26 protein-coding genes are annotated in these 25,410 nt (G+C 63.3%); 10 read left to right on the forward strand and 16 right to left on the reverse strand.

The window, feature by feature from the left end; translation table 11 throughout:
• Positions 1–67: 67 nt before the first annotated feature.
• The 4 genes from CH286_RS17005 to CH286_RS17020 all read right to left on the reverse strand — a co-directional run bounded on the left by CH286_RS17005 (position 68) and on the right by CH286_RS17020 (position 3,747).
• On the reverse strand, positions 68–1,054 hold the full coding sequence (locus tag CH286_RS17005) for a helix-turn-helix domain-containing protein (RefSeq protein ID WP_255182686.1): 987 nt from the start codon (positions 1,052–1,054) through the stop codon (positions 68–70).
• 112 nt (positions 1,055–1,166) lie between these two features.
• A complete protein-coding gene (locus tag CH286_RS17010) occupies positions 1,167–1,649 on the reverse strand; it encodes a hypothetical protein (protein ID WP_094609835.1) in 483 nt (160 codons plus the stop codon).
• 22 nt (positions 1,650–1,671) lie between these two features.
• The gene (locus CH286_RS17015) at positions 1,672–2,205 is read right to left on the reverse strand and encodes a flavin reductase family protein (protein WP_217902934.1); all 534 of its coding nucleotides are present in this window, start codon (positions 2,203–2,205) and stop codon (positions 1,672–1,674) included.
• Positions 2,206–2,322: 117 nt separating this feature from the next.
• Positions 2,323–3,747, reverse strand: coding sequence for an NtaA/DmoA family FMN-dependent monooxygenase (locus CH286_RS17020; RefSeq protein ID WP_094609892.1), 1,425 nt, complete (start codon positions 3,745–3,747; stop codon positions 2,323–2,325).
• Between the two features lie 619 nt (positions 3,748–4,366).
• Between CH286_RS17020 and CH286_RS17025 the strand changes: the two genes are divergently transcribed.
• Positions 4,367–6,604: an NADP-dependent isocitrate dehydrogenase gene (locus CH286_RS17025; protein WP_094609837.1), complete on the forward strand. Its 2,238-nt coding sequence runs from the start codon at positions 4,367–4,369 to the stop codon at positions 6,602–6,604.
• A gap of 173 nt (positions 6,605–6,777) precedes the next feature.
• On the opposite strand, the gene CH286_RS17030 is transcribed toward CH286_RS17025, so the two are convergent.
• Both CH286_RS17030 and CH286_RS17035 read right to left on the reverse strand, forming a co-directional pair.
• Positions 6,778–7,602, reverse strand: coding sequence for an adenylate/guanylate cyclase domain-containing protein (locus tag CH286_RS17030; RefSeq protein WP_176458270.1), 825 nt, complete (start codon positions 7,600–7,602; stop codon positions 6,778–6,780).
• On the reverse strand, positions 7,599–8,579 hold the full coding sequence (locus CH286_RS17035; RefSeq protein WP_094609838.1) for a GlxA family transcriptional regulator: 981 nt from the start codon (positions 8,577–8,579) through the stop codon (positions 7,599–7,601). The genes CH286_RS17030 and CH286_RS17035 overlap by 4 nt, the downstream gene beginning before the upstream one ends.
• Positions 8,580–8,704: 125 nt before the next feature.
• On the opposite strand from CH286_RS17035, the gene CH286_RS17040 reads away from it, so the two are divergent.
• The 4 genes from CH286_RS17040 to CH286_RS17055 are packed head-to-tail and all read left to right on the forward strand — an operon-like array spanning position 8,705 to position 11,447.
• Positions 8,705–9,337, forward strand: a complete 633-nt coding sequence (locus tag CH286_RS17040; RefSeq protein WP_176458271.1) for an isochorismatase family protein — start codon at positions 8,705–8,707, stop codon at positions 9,335–9,337.
• Between the two features lie 21 nt (positions 9,338–9,358).
• Complete coding sequence (locus tag CH286_RS17045) at positions 9,359–9,781, forward strand: EVE domain-containing protein (RefSeq protein WP_242640189.1); 423 nt, start codon at positions 9,359–9,361, stop codon at positions 9,779–9,781.
• Between the two features lie 12 nt (positions 9,782–9,793).
• Positions 9,794–10,768 (forward strand): alpha/beta fold hydrolase, encoded by a 975-nt coding sequence (locus CH286_RS17050; protein ID WP_094609840.1) that lies wholly within the window; start codon positions 9,794–9,796, stop codon positions 10,766–10,768.
• 22 nt (positions 10,769–10,790) lie between these two features.
• Complete coding sequence (locus CH286_RS17055) at positions 10,791–11,447, forward strand: nitroreductase family protein (RefSeq protein ID WP_094609894.1); 657 nt, start codon at positions 10,791–10,793, stop codon at positions 11,445–11,447.
• Between the two features lie 22 nt (positions 11,448–11,469).
• Here CH286_RS17055 and CH286_RS17060 read toward each other — a convergent pair whose 3' ends face one another.
• From CH286_RS17060 to CH286_RS17070, 3 genes are all read right to left on the reverse strand, one after another.
• Positions 11,470–11,760 (reverse strand): DUF1330 domain-containing protein, encoded by a 291-nt coding sequence (locus CH286_RS17060; protein ID WP_094609841.1) that lies wholly within the window; start codon positions 11,758–11,760, stop codon positions 11,470–11,472.
• Positions 11,761–11,826: 66 nt separating this feature from the next.
• Positions 11,827–12,471, reverse strand: a complete 645-nt coding sequence (locus CH286_RS17065; RefSeq protein WP_094609842.1) for a response regulator — start codon at positions 12,469–12,471, stop codon at positions 11,827–11,829.
• On the reverse strand, positions 12,462–13,682 hold the full coding sequence (locus tag CH286_RS17070; protein ID WP_094609843.1) for a sensor histidine kinase: 1,221 nt from the start codon (positions 13,680–13,682) through the stop codon (positions 12,462–12,464). The genes CH286_RS17065 and CH286_RS17070 overlap by 10 nt, the downstream gene beginning before the upstream one ends.
• A 171-nt stretch (positions 13,683–13,853) precedes the next feature.
• On the opposite strand from CH286_RS17070, the gene CH286_RS17075 reads away from it, so the two are divergent.
• Positions 13,854–14,510, forward strand: a complete 657-nt coding sequence (locus CH286_RS17075; RefSeq protein ID WP_094609844.1) for a DedA family protein — start codon at positions 13,854–13,856, stop codon at positions 14,508–14,510.
• A 61-nt stretch (positions 14,511–14,571) separates the two neighbouring features.
• Here CH286_RS17075 and CH286_RS17080 read toward each other — a convergent pair whose 3' ends face one another.
• The 3 genes from CH286_RS17080 to CH286_RS17090 all read right to left on the reverse strand — a co-directional run bounded on the left by CH286_RS17080 (position 14,572) and on the right by CH286_RS17090 (position 17,582).
• On the reverse strand, positions 14,572–15,639 hold the full coding sequence (locus CH286_RS17080) for a ParB/Srx family N-terminal domain-containing protein (protein ID WP_094609845.1): 1,068 nt from the start codon (positions 15,637–15,639) through the stop codon (positions 14,572–14,574).
• Positions 15,640–15,777: 138 nt separating this feature from the next.
• Positions 15,778–17,004, reverse strand: coding sequence for an MFS transporter (locus tag CH286_RS17085; protein ID WP_094609846.1), 1,227 nt, complete (start codon positions 17,002–17,004; stop codon positions 15,778–15,780).
• A 47-nt stretch (positions 17,005–17,051) separates the two neighbouring features.
• Complete coding sequence (locus tag CH286_RS17090; protein ID WP_037148642.1) at positions 17,052–17,582, reverse strand: GNAT family N-acetyltransferase; 531 nt, start codon at positions 17,580–17,582, stop codon at positions 17,052–17,054.
• A 116-nt stretch (positions 17,583–17,698) separates the two neighbouring features.
• Here CH286_RS17090 and CH286_RS17095 point away from each other — a divergent pair, with 116 nt between their 5' ends.
• From CH286_RS17095 to CH286_RS17110, 4 genes are read left to right on the forward strand one after another with little or no spacing between them, the layout of a single operon-like run.
• Positions 17,699–18,556 (forward strand): ABC transporter permease, encoded by an 858-nt coding sequence (locus CH286_RS17095; RefSeq protein ID WP_080734286.1) that lies wholly within the window; start codon positions 17,699–17,701, stop codon positions 18,554–18,556.
• 3 nt (positions 18,557–18,559) lie between these two features.
• Entirely contained in the window at positions 18,560–19,279 is a 720-nt protein-coding gene (locus CH286_RS17100) for an ABC transporter ATP-binding protein (protein WP_094609847.1), read from the forward strand.
• Positions 19,280–19,330: 51 nt separating this feature from the next.
• Positions 19,331–20,377, forward strand: a complete 1,047-nt coding sequence (locus CH286_RS17105; RefSeq protein ID WP_094609848.1) for an ABC transporter substrate-binding protein — start codon at positions 19,331–19,333, stop codon at positions 20,375–20,377.
• Between the two features lie 28 nt (positions 20,378–20,405).
• On the forward strand, positions 20,406–21,515 hold the full coding sequence (locus CH286_RS17110) for an LLM class flavin-dependent oxidoreductase (protein ID WP_032402581.1): 1,110 nt from the start codon (positions 20,406–20,408) through the stop codon (positions 21,513–21,515).
• A 21-nt stretch (positions 21,516–21,536) separates the two neighbouring features.
• Here the strand turns inward: CH286_RS17110 and ribA are convergent, their stop codons facing one another.
• The 4 genes from ribA to CH286_RS17130 all read right to left on the reverse strand — a co-directional run bounded on the left by ribA (position 21,537) and on the right by CH286_RS17130 (position 25,213).
• A complete protein-coding gene (gene ribA, locus CH286_RS17115; RefSeq protein WP_094609849.1) occupies positions 21,537–22,763 on the reverse strand; it encodes a GTP cyclohydrolase II in 1,227 nt (408 codons plus the stop codon).
• Positions 22,763–23,260: a flavin reductase family protein gene (locus CH286_RS17120; protein ID WP_094609850.1), complete on the reverse strand. Its 498-nt coding sequence runs from the start codon at positions 23,258–23,260 to the stop codon at positions 22,763–22,765. The genes ribA and CH286_RS17120 overlap by 1 nt, the downstream gene beginning before the upstream one ends.
• Positions 23,257–23,763: an NADPH-dependent FMN reductase gene (locus CH286_RS17125; RefSeq protein ID WP_094609851.1), complete on the reverse strand. Its 507-nt coding sequence runs from the start codon at positions 23,761–23,763 to the stop codon at positions 23,257–23,259. Before CH286_RS17125 ends, CH286_RS17120 begins: the two co-directional genes overlap by 4 nt.
• A 157-nt stretch (positions 23,764–23,920) precedes the next feature.
• Positions 23,921–25,213: an NtaA/DmoA family FMN-dependent monooxygenase gene (locus CH286_RS17130; protein WP_094609852.1), complete on the reverse strand. Its 1,293-nt coding sequence runs from the start codon at positions 25,211–25,213 to the stop codon at positions 23,921–23,923.
• Positions 25,214–25,410: the final 197 nt, after the last annotated feature.

The raw sequence follows: 25,410 nt of genomic DNA on the forward strand, positions 1-25,410 counted from the left end.
GATCTGTTCAACGGTCGGGGAGGGGCCCGTTGTTCCTATTCGGGCAAATCGGATGCTCCGACGGTGGTCAGGAAGGGGTCCGAGTTCCGGCGCCGCGGTGACGCGTCCGGTACTCCATAGGTGTGCAATCGAATTGACGACGGAACGTACGCGTCAGGTGCGAGCTGTCGTGGAAGCCCCACCGCGCAGCGATCTCGCCGAGGGTGACCGCGGGATCCGCGGTGAGGATGTCTCGTATCGCGCCGTTCATGCGTTCGTGGCGCACGCATTCGGAGAAGGTGGTGCCTGCTGCGTTCAGTAGGCGGTGCATCGTGCGGGTCGAGATCATGGCCTCGCGCGCTGCGGCGTCGGCGCTGACGCGGCCGGACGGTAGGGCGGTGCGGATGTAGTGGCGCAGCATCATTCGGGTGGCGTTGTCGCGTGTCTCCGACTCGCGTGTGTTCGTCGTCGATCCGGCCACCGCGGTCAGCACGTCGACGAACGATCGATCGAGTGTCGCGAGTGCGCCGGGGTCGAGCGTCGAGCTCTCCTTCCACAGAACCGACATCATCGATCCCACCAGTGCACCCGCACCCGTCGTGGTGTCGATGCTGGTGCCCGTCACCGCGTCGGGATTCCACAGCTCCCGCGGGATTCGGAACGAGAGCACTTTCCACATCTCTCTGCTCTCGGTCTCGCGGTACTCCATCTGGTACGGGCGGGTGGTGTCGAAAACGGTGATCGAACCAGGCGTGATCAGCGAGCGGCGTTCGTCCTGCTCCGCGAGGCATGTTCCTTCCAGCTGGAGGTTGACGAACACTGCGTCGAGCGGCGTCCGCGTGACTTCACGTCGACCGTGTTTGAGGACCTGGGTGACCGAGGAGATCTCGGCGCAGTTGACCACCGCCAGTTCCTGAGAGTCGACCCAACCCGGGACACCGTCGGGAACGGAGCTGCGGTCTCGTTGCGAGCGGCCTCGATGGGGAGCCAACGGTGTGAAGGCCTCGCACACCACGTCACCCCAGTAGCTCACCTGCTCCTGGGGGCTCAGCCCGGACGTGGACCAGTACGGCACGATGGCCCTCCTCCCGTGGTGTCGGCATGTCCACTGGAACCGACGATAGATCGCCTGATCGACAGCTGTATTTCCCCGGCGTAACAACCTCGACCGTGGCGGTCGTCGCGCGTCAGGCCGTTCTGCGGTACGTCGATTCGCAGTGGGCTGCCCTGGTGTGCAGCATCGGCAGGACCTCGTCGAGGAGGGAGCATTCGAGTTCGGCGCGATGAGTGTCGAGCAGGGGAACGATCGTCACCCCGTCTGCGACGTGTGCTGCCTCGATGTCGGCGATGAGTCCGGCCAGACCCGACGGTGTGCCGATGTAACAGACGGTCCTGGGGGCCTGGACTCGTGCTTCGGCCAGTTCAGTGCGCGCTGTTCTCGCGTCGTGCGCTATGTGAACCGCGACGTCGAGAACGACCGACGGCGCATCTGTCCGGTGCTCACGGTCGTTGTGCGCTGCACGCAGGCGGGCTCGGGCGAGCTGGGCCGTGGCGAGGTCATCTGCCCGGATGTGAACGGTCTCGGTGACCGGTGGGTCGGTCAGCCACCGTGGATTCGACTGGTCGGTCGGTGTGAGAGACAGTGCGACAGCCATATTCGTGGTGAGCATGAGGGGTCCGTTCGCGTCGAGGTCAGTGAGTGGGTTCGGGTGGGGTCAGGGACCGCAGGGTGGATCCGTGCCATACGAGGGGTTCGGTGCTCGGGTCGCTGCCCATGCGGTGCACCTCCATCAGCACGACGTCGTGGTCGCCGGCTCGAATCTCGCTGTGGATGCTGCATTCGAGGTGTGCTGCGGCACCGCCGATGAAATGCGCTTGGGCATCGGAGGTGAACGAGTCGATCCCGTCGAATCGATCTCCGGACTTCGAGGACAGCTGACCGACCGAGGATCGGTGGAGTCCACTGAGCACCGACACCCCGAGGCGCGGCGATCTGCGCAGCTTCGGCCAGGTGGTCGAGGTGTGCTGCACGGCGAACAGCACGAGGGGTGGGTCGGCGGAGATCCCTACCTGAAAGGAGGAGGCCACAAGACCGACGGGCACGTCGTCGACGACGGCCGACAGCATGACGATGCCCGACGGAAACAGTGCGAAGGTTTTTCGAAGCAGGCTCGCGTCGTCGGAGACGTCGACGAGCGAGAGTGAGGGTGAGGGTGGTGTTGCCATCCGGGTCATGTGTGACCGCCGTTCTGAGTGCTTGGGGGTGGTCGAGCGGGGGATGGCCGCCGAGTGCGGCCATCCCCCGTCCGGAGGAGAGCGATGTGTGAGAGCTGCGGCGACGTGTCAGACGCCCGCGGTGACCCAGTCGACGTGTGTTCCGCCCGTGCCACTGACCTCGGCGTCGCGCACAAAGGCTCCTCGGTACTTGGCGGCTGCGTGCCGATCGGGGAGCTGAGGGCCGATCTCCGGGAACATGCGTTCGCGCAACGTGCCGGATCCGTATTCCTTCTGCGCGAGTCCACGTTCCTGCAGCACCGGGATGACATAGTCGACGAAGTCCTCCGCCGACTGTGGGAAGTACTGGATGATCTGGTTGACGCCGTCCACGCCCGCGTCCTGCCACTGCTCGAGCTGATCCGCGATCTGCTCGGGGGTGCCCACCATGCGACTGGCGTAGGAGAGGGCCCCGACGAGATCGGAGACCTTGGCCTTCTGTCCGTTGTTGGAGTCCTCGAACATGCGGGCGTACCCCTGCACTCCGGACATGGAGGTCTGCTCGATCGGCATGTCCGGGTCCAGGCCGGACACGTCGATGCCCATATCGCGGCCGATGTGTGCGGCCAGGCCTCGATAGCTGATGTCCTCGTCGATCTCGGCGGACTTGCGCCACGCCTCTTCCTCGGTGGATCCCACGACGAAGGAGAAGCCCTGGATGAACTTGAGGTCGCCTGCGTTTCGGCCGGCGGCCACCGTTTCCTTGCGCTGCTCGGCGATTCCCTTTCGAGCTCCCTCGATCGTCGGATACACGACGAACGTGGCCTCGGCATGACGAGATGCGAACTCACGTCCCACTTTCGACGATCCGGCTTGATACATGACCGGTGTGCGCTGCGGGGACGGGGACGCCATGTGTGGGCCGAGGACCTTGTAACGCTCGCCCTGGTGGTAGATCCGGTGGATCTTGTCGGCATCGGCGTAGACACCGGCTTCACGATCGGCGAGCACCGCGCCGTCGTCCCACGATCCTTCCCACAGCTTGTAGACGACCTTCATGTACTCGTCGGCCCAGCGGTATCGTTCGTCGTGCTCGACGATCTTGTCGAAACCGAAGTTCTGCGCGGCCGAGTGGGTGGCGCTGGTGACGATGTTCCACCCGATTCGCCCCTTGCTCAGGTGATCCATCGTGGACATCTTGCGAGCGAAGCTGAAGGGGTGCTCGGTGAGGATCGAGCTGGTGAACGTCAGTCCGAGGTTGTCGGTTGCCCCGATGAGAGCAGCGCAGAGAGCAGCCGGGTCGTGGCAGGGCATGTGCAGCCCCTCCTCGATGTACGCGTTCCACTTGCCCTCGTACGCGGGATCGATCCCGACGACGTCCGCCAGGAACAGGGCGTCGTACTTGCCGCGTTCGAGCGTCTTGGCGAGGTCGACCCACGTATCGAGGGTGTCGAAGTGCACCTGGGTGGTTTTCGGATTGCGCCACAGACCGTGATAGGTGTGCGAGACGGTATTCATCTGGAATGCGTTGAAGATCATTCGATTGCGTGTCATGGAGAGAAATGTAAACAGCGCTTGTGTCGCATCCATTAAACGCGGAATCGGTTGCGTTTCCATCACCTCACCGGTACTTGCAGTGGGCAGTGAGGCGGAAAGAATCACCGAATATCTTGTGATGCAACATGATTGGTATGCCAGCATTGAGACTGACTTTCGTGAAAAAGGCATGCGAAAGCCGCACCCTGCTCGTGTTTTTCGGCAGATGTGCGGCGTTCTATCGGGAATGTGCATCCCGGATAATCGGGTTACGGAAAGTCGGTTTCGATCGGTGCAAGGGCCTGTTTTGCCGAGCCTGTTGTCGGAGGAATTCTTTCTCGTGGATTTGCGTGCGCTCGGCTTGCGGGGGCGGTCGTGGGGGTGTGCGCTCCATGTTGCCCCCGCAGTGCGGTGTCTCGATTGTAAAAATCGGCCATCTTTTTGTACCGGTGCGCCATGCCAGTCGATCCGGGCCTGGAGAGGTGGGTCTGCCGACCTGCGGAACTGCTACTGGTCGGTAACTTTGGCGCGTGGATGGAGTGATACCCCACTGCCCCGCACAGCAGCAGATTCGAAGATTAAAGTCGAGGTTGGACGCATCCAAAAGACGACGTTGAAACTGAGGCAAAGGCGAAACATGACAGCGAAGAAGCCGACCATCATTTACACCCTGACCGACGAGGCGCCCATGTTGGCGACTCACGCGTTTCTGCCGGTCATACGTTCTTTCGCCAGCGCGGCCGAGATCAACGTCGAGTCGAGTGACATCTCCGTTGCCAACCGCATCCTCGCCGAGTTCCCCGATTACCTCAACGAAGACCAGCGAGTGACCGACAACCTCGCCGAGCTGGGCAAGCTGACACAGCTGCCCGAAACCAACATCATCAAGCTGCCGAACATCAGCGCTTCGGTGCCGCAGTTGCTCGCTGCCGTCAAGGAGCTGCAGGACAAGGGCTACGCGATCCCCGACTTCCCCGGCAACCCGAAGACCGACGAAGAGCGCGAGATCCGCGACCGGTACACCAAGTGCCTCGGCAGCGCGGTCAATCCTGTTCTGCGTGAAGGTAACTCGGATCGCCGCGCGCCGAAGGCCGTCAAGGAATTCGCGCGCAAGCACCCGCACAGCATGACCGAGTGGTCGATGGCGTCGCGCACCCACGTCGCGCACATGCGCGAGGGCGATTTCTACCACGGAGAGAAGTCGACCGTGGTCGACGGCGACCGCGAGGTCAAGATGGAGCTGCTGCCCGCCGATGGCGAGCCGATCGTGCTCAAGGAGAAGGTCTCGCTCACCGACGGTGACGTCATCGACTCGATGTTCATGAGCAAGAAAGCGCTTCTCGATTTCTACGAGGCCGAGATGCAGGATGCCTACGAGACCGGCGTCATGCTATCGCTGCACGTCAAGGCGACGATGATGCGGGTTTCGCACCCGATCGTCTTCGGCCATGCCGTTCGCGTGTTCTACAAGGACGCGTTCGCCAAGCACAACGAGATCTTCGAAGAGCTCGGCGTCAACGTCAACAACGGCCTCTCGGACCTGTACACCAAGATCGAGACGCTGCCGGCGTCCAAGCGTGACGAGATCATCGAAGATCTGCACAAGTGTCACGAGACCCGTCCGGAGCTCGCGATGGTCGACTCCGCTCGCGGCATCTCGAACTTCCACTCGCCCAGCGACGTCATCGTCGACGCATCCATGCCCGCGATGATCCGCGCCGGCGGCAAGATGTGGGGAGCGGACGGGCGTCCCAAGGACACCAAGGCCGTGAACCCCGAGTCGACCTTCTCCCGGATCTACCAGGAGATGGTGAACTTCTGCAAGACCAATGGCCAGTTCGATCCGACGACGATGGGCACCGTTCCCAACGTCGGCTTGATGGCGCAGAAGGCAGAGGAGTACGGCTCGCACGACAAGACCTTCGAGGTACCGAAGGCAGGCGTCGCGAACATCACCGACAAGGCCACCGGCGAGGTGCTGCTGACGCAGACCGTCGAAGAGGGCGACATCTGGCGTCTTTGCATCGTCAAGGATGCCCCGATCCAGGACTGGGTCAAGCTCGCCGTGACGCGCGCGCGTGAATCCGGCATGCCGGTCGTCTTCTGGCTCGACCCGTACCGCCCGCACGAGAACGAGCTCATCGGCAAGGTGCGCAAGTACCTGAAGGATCACGACACCGAGGGCCTCGACATCCAGATCATGTCGCAGGTTCGCGCGATCCGGTACACGATGGAGCGTCTGGTCCGCGGACTCGACACCATCTCGGCCACCGGCAACATCCTGCGTGACTACCTCACCGACCTGTTCCCGATCCTCGAACTCGGCACCAGTGCCAAGATGCTCTCCATCGTTCCTCTGATGGCAGGCGGCGGACTGTACGAGACGGGCGCAGGCGGATCGGCTCCCAAGCACGTCAAGCAGCTCATCGAGGAGAACCACCTGCGCTGGGATTCGCTAGGTGAATTCCTGGCTCTGGCAGTCAGCCTCGAAGACCTCGGCACCAAGACCGGCGACGTCAAGGCGACCATCCTCGCCAAGGCACTCGACTCCGCCACCGGCAAGCTGCTCGAGAACAGCAAGGGCCCGTCGCGTTCGACCGGTGAACTCGACAACCGTGGCAGCCAGTTCTACCTCGCGCTGTACTGGGCGCAGGAACTCGCCGAGCAGACCGAGGACGCCGAACTGGCCAAGCACTTCGGCGCACTGGCGAAGACGTTGGCAGACAACGAAGAGAAAATTGTCGCCGAGCTCAACGAGGTCCAGGGCAAGGCAGTCGACATCGGCGGCTACTACTACCCGGACCCCGAAGCCACCGCTGCCGTGATGCGTCCGTCGAAGACGTTCAACGACGCTCTGGAGTCGGCAAAGCAGTAGTTCTTTCTGGCTCACCCCTTCATGGAATGAATGGTCCATTCACGCGCTCAGACGTTGTGAATGGACCATTCATTCGTATTGGGGTGCAACAACACTCGGGTTGACCGCCCACCCCGGTTTGGGGTCAATGCGACTTTCACGCGCTCAGACGTACTGAATGGACCATTCATTCCTTAAGTGACCTCGGCAGCCGGCAGCACGGGCAACGCCACCGGATACAACTGGAAACTTCCGCTCATTCCCTTGAGTTCGACGTCTCGTGGCGTACCGAGGTTCAGATCATGCGCCGTGCTGATGGCGTTGCGCACCGGTTCGCTGACGAGAATTTCGCCGCCGTCGGCCTGTCCTGCGACGCGTGCTGCCATGGCGACGTTGAGACCGAACAGGTCGTCGCCTCGCCGCACCGAGCTGCCGACGTGCACGCCCATGCGCACGCGGATGCGGTCCCACCTATCTGGGTTCTTCAGCAGGGCCTCTTGGACTTCCACCCCGCAGCGCACGGCCTCGGCCGGGTCGGAGAAGGCGATCATGTAGCCGTCGCCCTGACTCTTCACCACATGTCCTCCGTGATCTGCGACGTGCTTACAGATCAGTTTGTTGTGCTTTTCGAGCAGCTTCACCCAGCCGCGATCACCCAGTTCCTCGTTGCGTGCGGTCGACCCCTCGATGTCGGAGAACATCACCACGATGTCGCCGTCTGCGGTCATGCGTGCCAGGTCGGGGCGTTCCACCTTGGCCCAGCCGGCGAGATCCTCGACGGAGTTGCGCACTGTTGCGCTGAAGCCCTTGTTGATGAGTAGGTCCGTGGTGTGGAAGGCAGTTCTGATCGCAAAGGGCACCAAGCCGCGTCGTTTTCGACGTTGCTGCGATTCGAGAGCGCGGTCGAGTGCTCGGCGCGTGTGCTTCAATTGTCGGCGCGAGACGATCAAGACCACGCCGAGTGCAATGATGGCGGCGAGCTCTACTCCGGCAACTATCCACAGGATCACGTCGCTCATCCTTGCCTGTCGACCGCACCTGTGGGCGCACAACCGACGGCGAATTGCCGTCGATATGCCGTCGGTGTCACCGCGAATGCCGAGCGGAAGTTCTGACGCAGAGTGACAGCGCTGCCGAATCCGCACAGAGCAGCGATGTTCTCGATACTGCGATCGGTCGTTTCGAGCAGGCTTCGAGCTTCCTCGAGACGTTTGTCCAGCACCCAGCGAGCCGGGGTGGACCCTGTCTCGAGCTGAAACTGGCGGATGAAGCTGCGTCGGCTCATGCGCGCGTGTTCGGCCAGTCGCTCGATGGGCAAGGGCTCGTCGAGTCGCTCGAGTGCCCAGCTCAGCACGTCGGCGATCGCAGTATCTCCCGATGCCTCGATGACCGGACGTTCGATGTACTGCGCCTGACCACCGTCGCGATGGGGTGCGACCACCAGGCTGCGCGCCACCCGCGTCGCCGCAGCCGAACCGAGGTGCTTGCGCACGATGTGGAGGCAGGAATCGATCGACGACGCGGTTCCCGCGGAGGTCATCACGTCTCCGTGGTCGATGTAGAGAACCGACTCGTCGACGCCGGCGTGTGCGTTTCGCTCCCGCAGTTCCGTCATCTTGGTCCAGTGCGTGACGGCGGGGCGGCCGGCCAGCAATCCGGTATCTGCGACGGCGAACGAACCGAGACACAGACCCGCGATCTCTGCGCCTCGGGTATGTGCTCCGCGGAGTGCCTTCGAGAAGTCAGTATCTATGTGGGGCAACGACTCCGGCCACGACGTCACGATGACGATATCGGCCCAGTCGACAGTGTTGGGACCCGCGATCTCACCGATCGGAAACCCCTCCTGGGTGCGGATTGTGCCTGGTTCGTCGGACCACACTCGCGTCTCCCAGTCCGCGGCGAGTCCGAGTCGGGTCACCTCGCCGAACACCATCAACGGCGCGGCGAGGTGAAACATCGTGATGCCGTCGAACACATAGAGCGCTATTCGCATGGCCGGCTCCGATCTCCAATGTTGGCGCAAATCAATCGAAAGTATGCATCCGTGCCACTCGTGAATGCAAGGTCGGTGCCGAAGTATGAGTCTCGACCGAGAACGCCACTTGAAGGAGAATGCCCATGACTGCACCGCGTAGAGCCCTCATCGTCATCGATGTCCAGCAGGAATACTTCGAGGGAGTGCTGAAGATCCAGTACCCGCCTCGCGACGAGTCGTTGGCCAACATTGTTCTTTCCATCGAAGCTGCTGTGGCGCAGGATGTTCCGGTCGCGATCGTGCAGCACGAGATGCCCGAAGGTTCGCCCGCTTTCGTCAAGGGAACCCCGACGTACGAGCTGCACCCCGAGATTCAGGCCGTCGTACAACCCTCGTTCGTGCGGGTGGAGAAAAAGTACAGCAGCGTGTTCGCAGGAACCGGCGTCGCGAAGTGGTTGCAGAACAACAATATCGACACAGTCACGATCGTCGGTTACATGACCAACAACTGCGACCTCGCCTCCAGCGCCGACGCCGAGGCGCTGGATCTGACCGTCGAAATTCTGTCGGACGCTACCGGTGCAATCAACCTCTCCAACGAGGCGGGCACTGTCTCGGCCGAGCAGCTGCACAAGGCTTTGATGGTGCTCTATCAGTCGAACTTCGCAGCAGTAGCAACGACGGATCAGTGGATCGACGCGGTGAAGAACGGAAGCGGGCTCACCGCGAACAACCTGGTGGTCTCGGCTGCTCAGGGCAACGACGCGGTGGCCTAGTTCGTCACTACGATGGCGAGTGTGACGACACGCGCGATAACGAACCAGACGCTCGGTGCGTGGGTCATCAAGTGCAATCCGCACAAGACCGATCTCGCACCGATGGTCGAAGCCAGACGTGCGCACGAGAACTGGTGCGTCGCCGACAATTATCGAACGCGCCTGATGGCACCCGGGCAACCCGTTCTGTTCTGGGTCAGTAGCCATCCGCGACGCGGGATCTGGGGTGCGGGTCGATTGACCGGCACCCCGGTCCCCGGTCCGCAGTGGAAGGTCCCGACGAACATCGCTCTGTTCGACGCGCCGATTCTCGCGTCGGACATTCAGTGCGTCGAGGAACTGTCGATGCTCGAGGTGTTCCGATCGCCGCAGCAGTCCAACCCCTCGTGGATCGACGCAACCGCATGGGCGGCGATTCGGCCGATGCTGCCGGTCATCCAGTGATGTGATGGCGGCATGACACTCGACCACGACCGTCCGACACTGCACGGGATGTTGGATGTAGGGGATGGGCAGCGAATCTATTGGGAGCAATGGGGTCCTTCGGACGGAGTCCCGGCGGTATACCTGCACGGCGGACCAGGCGGAACTCTGAACGCCAGTCAGTTTCGTCGACACTTCGACCTGTCCCGTGTTCGTGCAGTCGGATTCGAGCAGCGCGGGTGCGGACGGTCCACTCCGCATGCGTCGGATCCCTCGACGTCGTTGGCTACCAACACCACTGCGCACCTGATCGCCGATATAGAAGCCCTGCGTGAGCACCTCGGCATCGACGCCTGGATCGTCAACGGCGCGTCCTGGGGATCCACCCTCGCCGTCGCCTACGCCCTTGCGCATCCGACGCGTGTCCTCGGCATTGTCTTGTGCGCCGTCACTACGACCAGCCGCGCGGAGGTCGACTGGATCACCGAGGGCGTCGGCGCGATCTTCCCCGAGGCGTGGGATCGTTTCGCCACGTTCGCCGAGCAGGCCGGCGTCGGCTATCGCCGCGGGCACGGTCGAATCGTCGACGCCTACGACCGTCTGTTGAATTCATCCGACCTTGCACTGCGCGACAGCGCATCCCGAGAATGGGCATTGTGGGAAGACGTCCACATTTCGATCGGCACCGGCGGTATCCGACGCGATCCCAGGTGGGAGGATGACCGGTTCCGCCTGGCCTTCGTGCGGCTGGCCACGCATTACTGGTCGCACGACGGGTTCTGCGATCCGCCTCTGCTCGATCGTGCCGGCGGTCTACGTGATGTCCCGGGCGTCCTGATCCACGGCCGACTCGACGTATCCGGACCCGCCCTCACTGCGTGGCGTCTGCACCGGAAGTGGCCCGGATCGACACTCGTCGTCGACGAGGGTGACGGGCACGGGGGCAGGTCCATGGCCGCGCAGTGGGACGCTGCGAACGAGGAACTGGTCGATCGGGCCCAGAGGTGACCGCATGGTGCATGATCGAGAGGTGACTTCCTTTCCGATTGTCGATCTGACTCCCGACGAACTGCTGACCACGACGCGCACCGTCCGCAAGCGCCTGGACCTGACGCGGCCGGTGCCGATGGAGCTGATCAAGGAATGTCTGGAGATCGCGCTGCAGGCACCGTCCGGCTCGAACAAGCAGGGGTGGCAGTGGATCGTCGTCACCGATCCTGATCTTCGTGCCCGCATCGGTGCGATCTACGGAGAACTGTTCGCCGAGTATCAGGCATCGAAGCATTCCGCATCGGCCTTGTTCGCCGACGATCCGGAACGCGCATCGGTGCAGAAGCGCGTCGGAGACAGTGCCGGATGGCTCGGCGAGCACATGGGTGAAGTTCCGGTGCTGCTGATTCCGTGCATCCAGGCCGGTAAGACGCTTCCGGCAGGAAACCAAGCGGGACTGTGGGGTTCGCTGCTACCTGCGGTGTGGAACTACGCCTTGGCCGCACGCGCTCGTGGCCTCGGAACGGCCTGGACGACAATCCATCTCGCGAAGGAAGCAGAGATCTCCGAGCTACTCGGCATCCCCGAGGGATTCCACCAGGGTGCGCTCATTCCAACGGCGTACTACACGGGTGAGACGTTCAAGGTCGCTCCGCGGGATCCGATCGAGACGGTTCTGCACGTCGATCGCTGGTAGACGCACCGGCCCGGCGCAGCCATCAGACGAGCGTCTCCACGTGAATTATCTCGGTTCTCGCCACCGCCCGGCGATGGACATCGGCGAGTGCAAGCCGCTCGGGGTCCTCCAAGTAGGCTTTCAAGGCCGAATCGTCCGGCAGGTGGATGACCTGTACCTCGAGTGGTCCGTCGCCCGGGTCGACGCGGCGGACCCTGCTCACCACTTCGCCGCCGTACTTTGGAATCAGGTCCAGCACCGTGTCCTCGTAGCGGGTGAGTGCGTCTTCTTGTCCGTCCGACGCCCACAGCAGCACACACAGCTTCAGGTTCATGACGCGACAGGGTACCGGACGTCATGAGCCCCAGACTTGCTCTGCAACGCCTACCCCCGATCGACATCAACTTCGCAGGTAGGCCACCACAGCCATGACGCGTCGGCTCATACCGGTGGAGTTCGCCAATCCGAGTTTGTCGAACACAGCGTTGATGTGTTTTTCGACCGAGCTCACCGAGATGTACAGATCGGCTGCGATCCGCGCGTTGGTGAGACCTTGCGCCATCAGCTCGAGAACATCGCGCTCTCGGGGAGTAAGTCGTTCGAGTGGATTCAATCGGGTCGTGCGTGACAGCAGCTGGCGCACCACTTCCGGGTCGAAGGCAGTCCCGCCGCCGGCCACCCTGTCGAGGGCGTCCAGAAACTCGTCGACCTGCGCGACGCGGTCTTTCAACAGATAGCCGACCTTGCCTCCGGATCCACTGATCAGCTCTGCTGCGTAACGGTTTTCGACGTACTGGGAAAGCACGAGAACCGCCACCTCGGGCCATCGATCGCGAATCGTCAGTGCTGCCCGTAGTCCCTCGTCACTGTGATCGGGAGGCATCCGGACGTCGGTAACCACGATGTCCGGACGGTCCCGTTCCACGGCAGCCAGGAGCGCGTCGGCGTCACCTACGGACGCGATCACGTCGTGGCCTTCCTCGGCGAGCAGACGAACCAGTCCCTCACGCAGCAGCGTCGAGTCCTCGGCAACGATCACCCGCATGGGACGCTCGCCATCACGACGGTCGGGCCTCCGTCCGGGCTGTGCACGGTCAGGGTGCCGTCCACGGCCGCGACGCGGCGGGCCAGCCCGGACAAGCCGGTACCGGACGGATCGGCCCCGCCGGGACCGTCATCGGTGATGGTCGCGAGAGCGCGGTCGAACTTCTGGTGAGTGACGTTGACCTCCAACAGTTTCGGGAAGGCGTGTTTGGCTGCGTTGGTCACAGCCTCCGAGATGACGAAATAGAGGACCGCCTCCACAGCGGGCCGTAGTCTCTCCGTCAGTTCGTAGGTGAGTCGGACGGGAACACTGGCGCGCTCGGCCATCGTCTCGACAGCTGCGCGCAGGCCGTCCTTGTCGAGCGCGATCGGGTACACCCGGTTGGCGACCTCGCGTAGCTCGCTGATCGCCCCCTGCGATGTTGCCTGGGCTTGAGCGAGCAGCTCGTGCACCTTGTCGGGTTCGTCGGCCCGGCGGGCCCGGCCGATGAGCATCCCCAGAGCAATCAATTGCTGCTGTACACCGTCGTGCAGATCGCGCTCGATGCGGCGGCGTTCGTCGTCGATGGCATCGACAACGTGATCGCGGCTGCTCGTCAGTTCGGCAACCCGCTGGTGCAGCAACCGATCCGACTGCCGGCCCAGTACCTGGATGACGAACCAACGATCCAGCGATCCCACCCCGGCCACGCCGACGGCCGCGACGAAGATCAAGAGGATCCCAGGCAAGGCTGCGACCGCTACGAGTCCACCGTCGACTCGGTCGGAGTTCTCGATCAGGCCCCAGCTGCCGTTCAGGATCCACGCCGAGATCATCGAGCCGGCCACGACGAGACAGAGCATCAGAAGAAGGACCACGCCGATTCCGAGTAGTCCGATAGACCAGCGCATCCCGAGATACCAGCGGCAACGTCGAGGGGTCGCCGCATCCGTGTGCACCGTGCCATGAAAGCGAGTGATTCGACGAATCTCCAACTCGGACAACGCCAGTGTGCTCTCATCGACTGCCCTCCGAAGTGGCGTTCCCCAGCGGCCGAGGATGCGCGCCAGAGTGAGGGCGAGTACTGCCGCAACCGAGAACAGCAGGGCCGCGATCGCCGTGAGGCTACCGAGCAGAACACCGACCAGCGCACCGAACCATTGCCGAAGAAGTGAGCTGACGGCAATGCGATCCGCCAGGTCAGGTGGATGGACGCCGTCGTTTTCGAGCACGCATGCAGCGTAGCCGGGTATGTGTCCGCTGATACTGCGGAAAACCGCAAGGTTTCACGGGGGCAGCCCCATGCATGTTCGACGGCATTCCTCGATGTCCCGCAATCAGGAAGTTCATAGCGTTTTCAGCGTCCTTCCTGACAAGCAACACCAACGAACAGGGGAATGAATATGTCCGACTTGCTGATTGCCGCAACTGCTGAAACCGAGCAACTCGACGGGCTGGCCGGATGGGCGGTCGGCGTCATAGATGCGCTCGGCGGCCCCGGTGCCGCCGTTGTCGTCGGTGCCGACAATCTGTTCCCGCCGATCCCGAGCGAACTCGTTCTCCCACTTGCCGGGTTCTCGGCCAGTCAGGGAGTGTTCTCCTTCGGTGCCGCTCTCTTCTGGACCACGCTCGGCTCGGTCTTGGGCGCGGTCATCGTCTATGCGGTCGGTGCGCTCATCGGACGCGAGCGCACGCGAGCACTGGTGGCACGGATCCCACTGATCAAGGCCAGCGACTTCGACCGAACGGAAGCGTGGTTCGCCAAGCACGGCTCGAAGGCGGTGTTGCTGGGCCGCATGGTCCCGCTGTTTCGCAGCTTCATCTCCCTGCCCGCCGGAATCGAGCGGATGGGAATGGTGAAGTTCCTCGTACTCACCACGATCGGCAGCCTGATCTGGAACACCATTTTCGTCACCGCGGGATATCAGCTCGGCGAGAACTGGCACGTGGTCGACGCGTATGCCGAAATCCTGCAGAAGATCGTCGTCATGACTGTCGTGTTTGCTGTCGTCGTCCTCGTGGCCTTGCGGTTGCGGTCGCGCCGCCGGGCCGGTCTGTGACGACGCCGGCCCGGCGACATGACTTGGATCTACCGCGACGTGGAACTGACGCGACGTGGAATTACCGGGGCAGTCCCAACTTGTACTGCAAGGCGTAGGCCAGTTTGCCGGGCTTGTCGTCCGAGTACGGTGCCGAGAGCTTCCCGAACTCGCCCTTGCCGGCTGCCTTCCCGTCGTTCCAGGCGTCCAGAGCGCCGAGTTCCGCTGCGGTCCGGCCACTGTCGATCACACTGTCTTTCGGGGCCGCGACCTGCGCGCGCGAGACCGACTCGACGGTGCTCAGGTAGCTCGCCAGGTTGTTGCTGTCCCAGCCGCTGATGTCGACTTCCGCCGAGTCGCGAACCCATGCACCCCAATAGAATTCCTGGAACGGGATGGTTCCGGGTGTGAAGCCGATGTCGCGGGCGAAGTACATCAGGCTGCGGTACTTGTCGTTCTGGAACTTGGCGAGGCCGACTCCCGACGGCAGTTGTTCCACTGGAACCTCGTTACCGTCGACGTCGTAGTTCCACACCCACTTCTCGGCTTTCATTCGCGCCCAGAAATCGGCGGTGCTCAGGTCACTGAGGTTCGCGACCACCCGCAGGCGGAGGTGCAGATTCGGTCCGCCGTCGGCTGTTTCATAGAACGAGGTCAGTGTGTGGTGCCCGTCGGTCAGGTAAGGCACACCGCCCGGCCCGATGACGACAGTCTTCATCGGCGCGATGGTGTCGGGCGTTTCCTGGCCGACGGGGACGGTGCAGGTGAACGACGACGGATTGTCCAGTCGTGCATCGGGTAACGCGGAGGCGGCCTCTTCCTGGCCGTTGGCCTCGCACCAGTCGTCGAACTTCTTGTTGATCTCGTCCTTGCCGAGTGTGTATCGACCGAGCTTGTAATACACCTCGTCGTACCCGAGCGAGGGTTGCGTCGCACGCACTTCGCCGATCGGCAGATCGAGAAGCTCACCGGCTTCGGCACATTGGTAACCGAGGCCCGAAGACGATCCGGTCGGGATGAGGGCTGCGACCTGACACAGCGGCGACGCCGTCCGGGCCGGGGCGGCAGTGGCAACGGTGCCCATCGACGCGGATGCGAAAGAAATGAGTGCGAGTGTGCCCAGCAGGGCTGCTCTACGACGCGAGGTCATCCGTGAAACTCCTATGAGTTCGAGTGAAGTTCCCCGGAGACTGTCGCACTCCGGTCACCGGCCGATGTCGAGGAACCGAACGAAAGATGGTCGCGAAGTGAACGCGCTACGTCGCGGACACAGCACTGGGATGCTTGGTCAGAACTCGGCTTCAGGGTGTCGCAGTGGCGAGAATGCCACTATGGCTGCGGCGATGGTGAATACGACGATGACGCCGATCAGGGTCGGTCGTTCACCGATCGCGCTGACCAACAGGCCCGCGATCACGGCACCGAGGGCGGCCATGGTGCGGTTGATGGAGCGCCTGGTTGCATTCACACGCCCGAGCAGCTCATCCGGGGTGAGCGCTTGCCAGTACCCCATCTCGTTCGCGTTCTCCGCGCCCGCCGCGAGGCCTTGCAGGCCCAGGGCCGCGAAAAGCAGAACATGGCCGACCGTTGTGTCGGTTGCGAGGGCCACGAGAATCCAGGCGAGGGGATACAGCGTGCGGGCGAGGATGACTGCTGGACCCGGCCCGAGTCGCTTGCTGAGCGTGTGGGCGATGGACGCTCCCAGCAGGCTGGCGGCACCGAATGTCGTCAGCAGCAATCCGTAGGTGTAGGCGCTGAACCCGAGCGAGCGGAGCGCGAAGAGCGACAGCACGGTCAATGCGGCTCCGTTGGCGAGGAACCACACGTGTGTCGAGACAGCGAGCGGGTTGAGCGTGCGGTGGCGGTACGTGAACTTCAGACCGTCACGTACTTCGCCAATGAGGTTGCGGTCGTGAGCAGTAGTTCGAGGCTCGTCCACATCGAGACTCGAATTGAGTGCTGCATCGACGAGATAGCTGATGGCATCGACAGCAATGACCACGGGAGCGCCGAGCAAGCCTACGAGTCCGCCTCCGATTGTCGGCCCCAATGTCGTTGCTGCCGCGTCGGCTTGGTCGAGTCGAGCGTTCGCCTGCACCAGTTGACCGCGTGGCACCAACCGAGGCAGCAACGACTGCATCGCCGCGAATCCGAACACCGAGAAGGATCCGAACAAGAGCAATACGACGATCAGTACCCAGATGTGAAGTAGGCCTGCGAGCCACAAAAGCGGCACAGCGCCGAGCGTCAAGGCGCGGCCGACGCTGGCCCACACCAGAATCGGCTTGCGACGCCACCGATCGACGTACACCCCGGCGACCAACCCGAGTACCGCATATGGGATGAACTGTGCAGCGTTCACCACCCCGACCTCGAAGGGTGTCGCGTCCAGAAGCTGCACTACCAAGATGGGCATCGCAACCGCTGTCACCGACGAGCCGGCCGAGCTGATCACTGCGGCCGTCAGAAACCGGCGAAACGACGAACGACGGCCGGGCGTCGAGACGTCACTCACGGGTTCTGCTCACGGTGCCTCCGCACAACTCGGCCGGTCTGTGGTGGTCAGCGATCCCCGCGCAACATCGCGTAGACGAGGGTGTCGGTCCATTCACCCTTGCACCACCAGTTCTGGCGGAAGTGCGCTTCCTGACGCATCCCCACCCGCGCCGCCAACCGGGCCGACGCGTCGTTGCGGCCGTCCAGCTGTGCGCTGATCCGGTGAATCTGAGGTAGCGAGAACACGTGCTCGACCAACGCGTTCACCGCTTCTGTGGCATATCCGCGGCCCGCCACGTCGGGGGAGAACGTCCACCCGAGCTCGACGAGAGCCGGGGATCCGTCGATCAACCACGCCTCGACGTTGCCCACCACAGTTCCCTCGTGTTCGACGACCATCGCGAGTGCCTGGGTGTTCAATCCTGATCGCTTCATCCGTTTGCCCACCGCAGCAACCGCATCGGCGTGAGTCCACGCTTCGTGGAGCAGGTAGCGGCAGACCTCCGGGTCGCTGTAGTACGCGAGAATCCTTTCTGCGTCGTCGGGTTCGTACAGACGAAGGGTCAGGCGCTCGGTGTGGATGGGCTCGACAGTCATATGTCCGATTCTGCCCGACTTGCATTCACGCTGATTCGAACCCTGGTCTCGGACCGGCATCGTGACAGATGGTGGTGAGTCGAACCTGCTCGTCATCAAGTGGAAGGCACGTGAATATGGTCGTGACGTCGTACGCCCCACCCGCGGGACCCGTGGCCACGCGTGTCAGCGACGTGCAGGGCGGCCCGGCACCCGTTTCACCGACACAGTCGGTGTGGCAGCGGTATCGATGGACCGTCCTTCGCGTTCTGTCGCCCGTCGCACTGCTCGTCCTCTGGCAGATCGCCAGCGCGGCCGGAGTTCTCTCCGAACGGGTTCTGCCCGCCCCGTCGCTGATCTTCGACGCGGGTCTGGAATTGCTGCGCAACGGTGAATTGGCCGACGCGCTGGCCATTTCCGGCACGCGCGTGGTCCAGGGGCTTGTGCTCGGCGGGCTGATTGGGGTGGCGCTCGGAGCACTCGTCGGACTGTCCAAGCTCGCCGAAGCAACCGTCGACCCACCGCTGCAGATGCTGCGCGCACTCCCGCACCTCGGCCTCATCCCGCTGTTCATTCTGTGGTTCGGGATCGGCGAGACTCCCAAGATCCTGCTGGTCGCTCTGGGAGTCGCGTTCCCGCTGTACCTCAACACGTTTTCGGCCATCCGTCAGATCGATCGTGACTTCCTGGACACGGCCGTCGTACTCGGTTTCTCTCGGCGTCAGCGGTTCACGACGATCATCCTGCCCAGCATCGCACCGCAGCTTCTGGTGGGACTTCGGCAGTCGTTGGCCATCGCGTGGCTGTCGTTGATCGTGGCCGAGCAGATCAACGCCGAATCCGGGCTGGGCTACATCATCAACAATGCACGGGACTTCCTGCGTGTGGACACCATCATCTTCGGGCTCGTCGTCTACGCCCTGATGGGAATCGCTACCGACGGCATCGTGCGAGTACTCGAAAAGCGCGCCCTCCGTTACCGATTGGATGCTTGATTCATGACTACGACGACGACCTCCGTCGCCACCCTGCACGGCATCGACAAGTTCTACGGATCCAGCCACGTGTTGAAGGGCGTCGACCTGTCCATCGAACGCGGCGAAGTCGTCTCGCTGGTCGGGCGATCCGGCTCCGGCAAGTCGACCATCCTGCGTGTTTTGGCCGGACTGTCGACCGACCATACGGGGGAGCGGCATGTGGCCGGGCATCCCGCGGTGGCATTCCAGGAACCACGCCTGTTTCCGTGGCGGTCGGTCCGCCAGAATGTGTCCTACGGTCTGAACACCGCGGGCGTCACGGGTAACGACGCGCTGACTGCTGCGGACGCGACTCTCGACGAGGTAGGTCTGGCCGACAAGCGAGACGCATGGCCACTCACACTGTCCGGTGGGCAAGCTCAGCGCGCCGCGTTGGCGCGGGCATTGGTGGGGGAGCCGGAACTGCTGCTCCTCGACGAACCGTTCGGTGCCCTCGACGCACTCACGCGGCTCACCATGCAGTCTCTCTTGCTCGATCTGTGGGGACGGCACGGCTTCGGCATTCTGCTGGTCACCCACGACGTCGACGAGGCAATCGCCCTGGGGGACAGGGTGGTGGTGCTCGACGGGGGTGCCGTTTCCGAGACCGTCCCCGTCGACCTGCCTCGTCCCCGCGACCGGGGAACAGCCGGATTCTCTCGCATTCGCACTCACTTGCTCGGCGCTCTCGGCGTCCACTGATCTTCCAGTTCGCCGACCCATCAATTTCACTGATAAGAAGGATCTTTCAGCATGTCGTCACACGCTCGTTCTCGATCGCTGCGCGCCGTCGGGATACTCGCTGCCCTCTCCTTGACGGTCGTCGGGCTGACCGGTTGCGTCTCCCGTGGCAGCGACACCGCGACCACCGAAGCCCCCGCACTCGTCTCCAACGACCAGCTCGCCACGGTCACCCTCGACGTCGGCGACCAGAAGGGTGGCACCGAGGCCCTGCTTCGTGCGTCGGGTGAGCTCGACTCGGCTCCCTACGACGTCGCGTTCTCCACCTTTACCTCCGGCCCGCCGCAGGTGGAGGCCGCAACGGCCGGCCAGATCGACTTCGCGGTCACTGGCAACACGCCGCCGGTGTTCGGTGTGGCAGCCAACGCGCGAATCAAGGTCGTCTCCGCCTACAGCAACGATGCGAGTGGGGATCAGATTCTCGTGCCGGCAGATTCGACTCTGGCGTCGTTCACAGACCTTCGGGGTAAGAAGATCGCAGTGGGCAAGGGAAGTTCGGCGCACGGTCATGTGCTGCTGCAGTTGCAGAAGGCCGGCTTGACCACCGATGACGTTCAGTTGGTGTTCCTTCAGCCTGCCGATGCGCTGACGGCATTCACCTCGGGTGAGGTCGATGCCTGGGCGATCTGGGATCCGTTCACCGCGATCGCGCAGGTCCAGAACGGCTCGAAGACGCTGACCACCGCGGAGGGCGTGGCCAACGGCTACGGCTTCGGTATCGCGTCGCAGCAGGCGCTGGACGATCCCGCGAAAAACACTGCGCTGCAGGACTTCGTGGTTCGTCTGGCCAAGGCGTCCGCATGGGCGGACGCCAATCCGACCGAGTGGGCGGCGGCGTACTCCACGGCCGTCGGCATCGACCCGGCCGCGGGTGAATTGGCGCAGGGACGAAGCCAGCGACCCGCAATTGCGTTGGACAACACTGTGATCGACTCCGAGCAGGCGCTCTTCGACGCGTTCGTCGAGAGCGGAAGTATCCCCGGCGGGAACAAGTTCGAGGACTTCGTCGACACGCGTTACAGCGACGCCATCGCGGGCGCGACCGCCTCCACCAACTGATCACCCACCACGTCGTAGGAGTTCACACGTGACCGCACGTATCTTCTGGTTCCTTCCCACCGCTGGCGACGGCCGCTCCATCGTCGGCGCGTCCCATGCATCCGGCAACCTCCGCGAACCCGCCGGGTTTCGACGCCCGTCGCTGCGCTACCTCACCGAGGTCGCTCAGGCCGCGGACCGACTCGACTTCGAGGGTGTGCTGACCCCGACCGGAACGTGGTGCGAGGACGCATGGCTGACGACGGCCGCGTTGCTGCAGAGCACCCGACGGCTGAAGTTCCTCGTCGCCTTCCGCCCCGGCCTCACACCGCCCACGTTGGCGGCGCAGCAGGCCGCGACGTTGCAGCGGTTCTCGGAAGGGCGTGTGTTGTTCAACATCGTCACCGGTGGCGACGACGTCGAACAGCGTCGTTTCGGGGATTGGATCGACCACGATCGGCGCTACGCCCGCACCGACGAGTTCCTCGAACTGGTGCAACGCATTTGGACCGAGCCGTCGGTGGACCACGAGGGTGAGTTCTTCAAGGTCGCCGATGCGCGAGTGTCCGAAGCGCCGGACCCATTGCCGGAGTTCTGGTTCGGCGGTTCCTCCGAGCCGGCTCTGGCCGTGGCAGCCAAGCGAGTGCAGACGTACCTGACGTGGGGCGAGCCACCGGCCGATGCTCGCGCCAAGATCGAGAAAGTGCAGGCGCTCGCGGACGCCGAGGGCCGCAAGCTCACCTATGGCATTCGCCTGCACACCATCAGCCGCGACACGTCCGAAGAGGCCTGGGCCGTCGCGCAAAAGCTCCTCGACGAGCTTCCCGAAGAGCAAGTGTCTCAGGCACACGCGCTGCACTCGTCCTCGCAGTCCGAGGGGCAGCGCCGGATGGCCGCATTGCACGGCGGCAGCAAGGACTCGCTCGAGATCTACCCGAACCTGTGGGCAGGTGTCGGCCTGGTTCGTGGCGGCGCGGGTACGGCTCTCGTCGGTTCACACGAGGAGGTCGCGAACCTGATCGGGGAGTATCACGATGCCGGGTTCGACGAGTTCATCCTCTCGGGCTACCCGCATCTGGAGGAGGCGTATCACTTCGCCGAGGGAGTGCGTCCCATCCTCGACGCGCGAGGAATCACCGTTCCGGCCCGCCGGGTGTAGTTCTCGGTTCGAGTGGGTGGGCTACCAACCCTGGGCAACACTGCGGGGGAGCAGGTGGCCCATGTGAGCGCGCTTGGTCTCGAGGTAGTGAATGTTCGCCTGCGCCGCACCCACGATGATCGGTAAGCGGGTACTGACATCGACTCCGTGCGCTTCGAGGCCGCGAATCTTGTCCGGGTTGTTCGTCAGCAATCGAACGGTCGTCAGCCCGAGATCGTGCAGAATGGCTGCCGCGCCGCCGTATTCGCGTCCATCAGCAGGCTCGTCGAGTTCGAGGTTGGCTTGCACGGTGTCGAATCCCTCGTCCTGAAGTCGGTATGCGGCAAGCTTCTTCAGCAACCCGATTCCGCGACCTTCGTGACCGCGGAGGTAGACGAGTACGCCTCCTTCGGTGGCGATCTGCTCGAGAGCGGTGGTGAGTTGTGGGCCGCATTCGCAGCGCTGCGACAGGAACGATTCGCCGGTCAGACACTCCGAGTGAACGCGAACCATGGCGTCGTTGCGGACATCTCCCGAGACGAGCGCCACGTGCTCGGCGCCGGTTTCGAGGTCGAGGTAGCCGAACATCCGGAACTCGCCGTGCGGTGTCGTGAGAACGGTCTCCACGATTCGTTCCACACGAGCGGGGACGGCCACCGGCGCGGGATCGACCAGCCGGCGATAAGCGATGAGTTCCTCGATGGTCAGTACCGGCAGATGCATGCGAGAGCCGAGGCGTTCGATCTCATGGAATTGCATCATCGAACCGTCGTCGGCGACGAGTTCGGCAATCACACCTACCGCGGGAAGCCCGGCGAGCGCACACAGGTCGACGGCGGCTTCGGTATGACCCGGCCGCTCGAGGACGCCACCGGGGCGTGCCCGGAGCGGTAGGACGTGGCCGGGACGGATGATGTCGGTGGCGACGGAACCGGGATCGGCCAAGACCTGCAGGGTCCTGGCTCGATCCGCTGCGCTGATTCCGGTGGTGATGCCCACGGCCGCATCGACAGTGACGGTGTAGGCGGTCTTCTTCGGGTCCTGATTGTTCGACACCATCGGCGGTAACTCCAGGGCGTCCGCGCGGGCGTCACTCATCGGAGCGCACAGCAGGCCCGAGGTGTTGCGGACGGTCCACGCCGTCCAAGCCGGAGTGACCCGGTCGGCCGCGAGGATGACGTCGCCCTCGTTCTCGCGGTCGGCCGAGTCGGTGACGAACACCGGCTTTCCCGCTCGCAGTGCATCCAGGGCATGCTCGACGGCACTCATCACAGATCCACAGCGAGACGTCGGAACTTGCTGCCGTGGAACACTATCGGTGCGATGCCGTCCTTGATCTCGAGCTCGTTGATGCGCATCAGAACGATGTCGTGGTCACCTGCAGTGATCTGCTCGGTCACCGTGGCGTCGAGCCACATGCTCGCGCCGTCGATGAAGACTGCACCGTCGTCGGTTGTCGTCGTGGTCAATCCTTCGAAGCGGTTGCCCGTCTTCTGCGCGAGGGTTCGTGCGGCGACGTCGTGGAGCTCACCGAGCACGCTGATACCGATGCGCGGTGCTGCTGCGAACTTGGGCCACGTCGTCGAGGTGTCCTGTACGCAGAAGGCGACGAGAGGCGGATCGATCGACACCGCAACGAAACTGCTTGCGGCCATGCCGATCTTGACCCCGTCGATCTCGGCGCAGACGGCGACGACACCACTGGGAAACTGCCCGAACGCGTTTCGTAGAACGGACTGGTCGAGGCTTGTGGTGGTCAGGGTCATGATGCATCCGTTCGGGTTCGGGCCACGGCGACGATGGTGTCGCCCCAGCGTGAGACGTAGTCGGCGATAAGAGAATCGGTGGTGTAGGTGGAATCGATCAGGTAGAGCCCGGGGGCGGGGGTGATCGCGCCCAGTTCGACCAGAACGTGCTTGAGAAACAGATCCGGTGCCATCGCATGAGCGGGCCCGGCACCCAACATGAGCGGAACGGCAACGACATTCTGCAGGCCGGTGCCTCCGGCGAATTGATCGAGGAACAGCTTCAGTACGCCGGTGTATGTCGCCTTGAACGTCGGACTGGCGAAGACGACGAGGTCCGACGAAGAGACGGATTCGACTGCAGCCTTCACTGCCGGATCGCCCCAGCCGAGCAGACCGGCCCCGAGGGTGATCACGTCGATGGTCTCTCCGGGCTCACCCGTCAGTGCGGTTGCGAGAACATGCGCTGCGTCGAGTGTGCGCGACTCGGGTTTCGGATTGCCTGCTACTACAGTGATTTTCATTGGTGAACCTATTCTTCGAGGCGATGACATCAGCCAACACCAGGCGCGTGACGGTCGTGACACCTCATCGTTGCGGAACCATTGCGCCGCTCGCAAGGGCTGTGAAAACGGTGCACGCTGCGGCGTTAGCGCACGTGGCGATCACAACGCCACCGGTTCAGAAGGCGGCGAGGTTCTCGCGGAACGTCGTTCGGGAGTAGCCGTCGCGTATTGCCCCGCGTCGACGCAATGCGGGAGCGAGACCATCGCTGATCTCGGAGATCACTTTTCGGGTCACGGGGGAGGCGATGAGGAATCCGTCGCCGCCGACGAATTCCATTGCCTCGTCCATCTTCTCGGCGACGGTCTCGGCTGTTCCGACGAGTTCCATCGATTCGACGGTCGGATAATTGGCGATGATCTCGCGCAGCGTCTTTCCCGATTTGGCCATGTCCTCGAGCGTGCTCTTGTGGCCGTTGTACTTGGTCAGATCGGGAACCGGTGCGTCGATGTCGAATTGCGAGAAGTCGGTACTGCTGAGATAAGACATCGCAGCGAGTACTCCGTCGATGTTGTTCTTCTGGACTTCGCGCATGCGATCGCGCTTGACGACGGCTTCCTCATCGGTGTCCGCCATGATGGGGCTGACCAGGAACAGCACTTTGACGTCGTCCGGCTTGCGGCCGTAATCGACCAGTCGACGGCTGATGTCCTCGCGGTATTCCTTCATCGCGTCGAGTCCGCGGACGTTGGCAATGATGGTGTCCGCGTGCTTGGCACCGAACGCCCGGCCGGCAGGGGAGCCTCCGGCCTGGCAGATCACCGGCCGCCCTTGGGGTCCGCGCGGAACGTTCAACGGGCCACGCGAGGCGTAGTACTTTCCCTCGAAGTCGATCTTGTGGATCTTCTCGTGATCGGCGAACACACCGGACTCCGGGTCGAGGACCAGAGCATCCTCGTCCCATGAATCCCACAGCTGCGACACGACATCGACCCATTCGTCTGCCATCTCGTATCTGAGATCGTGCTCGATCTGCTTGGGTAGTCCGTAGTTCTGCGCGGCTCCGTCGGCACTCGCGGTGACGAGGTTGATTCCGACGCGGCCCTTGGTCACATGATCGAGGGTCGACATCAACCGTGCGGCGAGAAACGGTGGGTAGAACGTCGTCGCGACGGTGGCGATGATGCCGATGCGCTCGGTGGCGTCGGCCATCAGTGGGACGAGTGGCATCGGGTCGAAACGTACGGTGGTCCCGCGTCGAACCGAGCTCTCGAACGTTCCGCGATACACGTCGGACAACACGGAGGAATCCTCGAGCATGATGTAGTCGAATCCGGCGCGCTCCAGGCTCTTTGCCGCGTCGACGAACAGATCGGGGCGACCGATGTCCGACGCCACGTTGCCGGACCACGGTTGGTTCCAGCCGTAGACACCGAAACCCGTGGTGAAGAACCATCCGAGGTGCATCATCGGGCAACGCCCGAGTGGAGTCGATCGGTGGACAACTGCGTCGGCTCGACGCAGTCGGCGGAAGCGTGCTCGTTCATGCCAATCCTTTCGTGATGGTGGGCAACTCATCGGTTGCTCATGAACGAAGCCTGCTGCAGCGGCATTACTGAACGTGGCGCAGGCGTAAATGAGTTATTACGCCGCGAACAACCCCTGCT

The sequence above is a fragment of the Rhodococcus sp. WWJCD1 genome (assembly GCF_002258735.1).
In the GTDB taxonomy this organism is placed as follows: domain Bacteria; phylum Actinomycetota; class Actinomycetes; order Mycobacteriales; family Mycobacteriaceae; genus Rhodococcoides.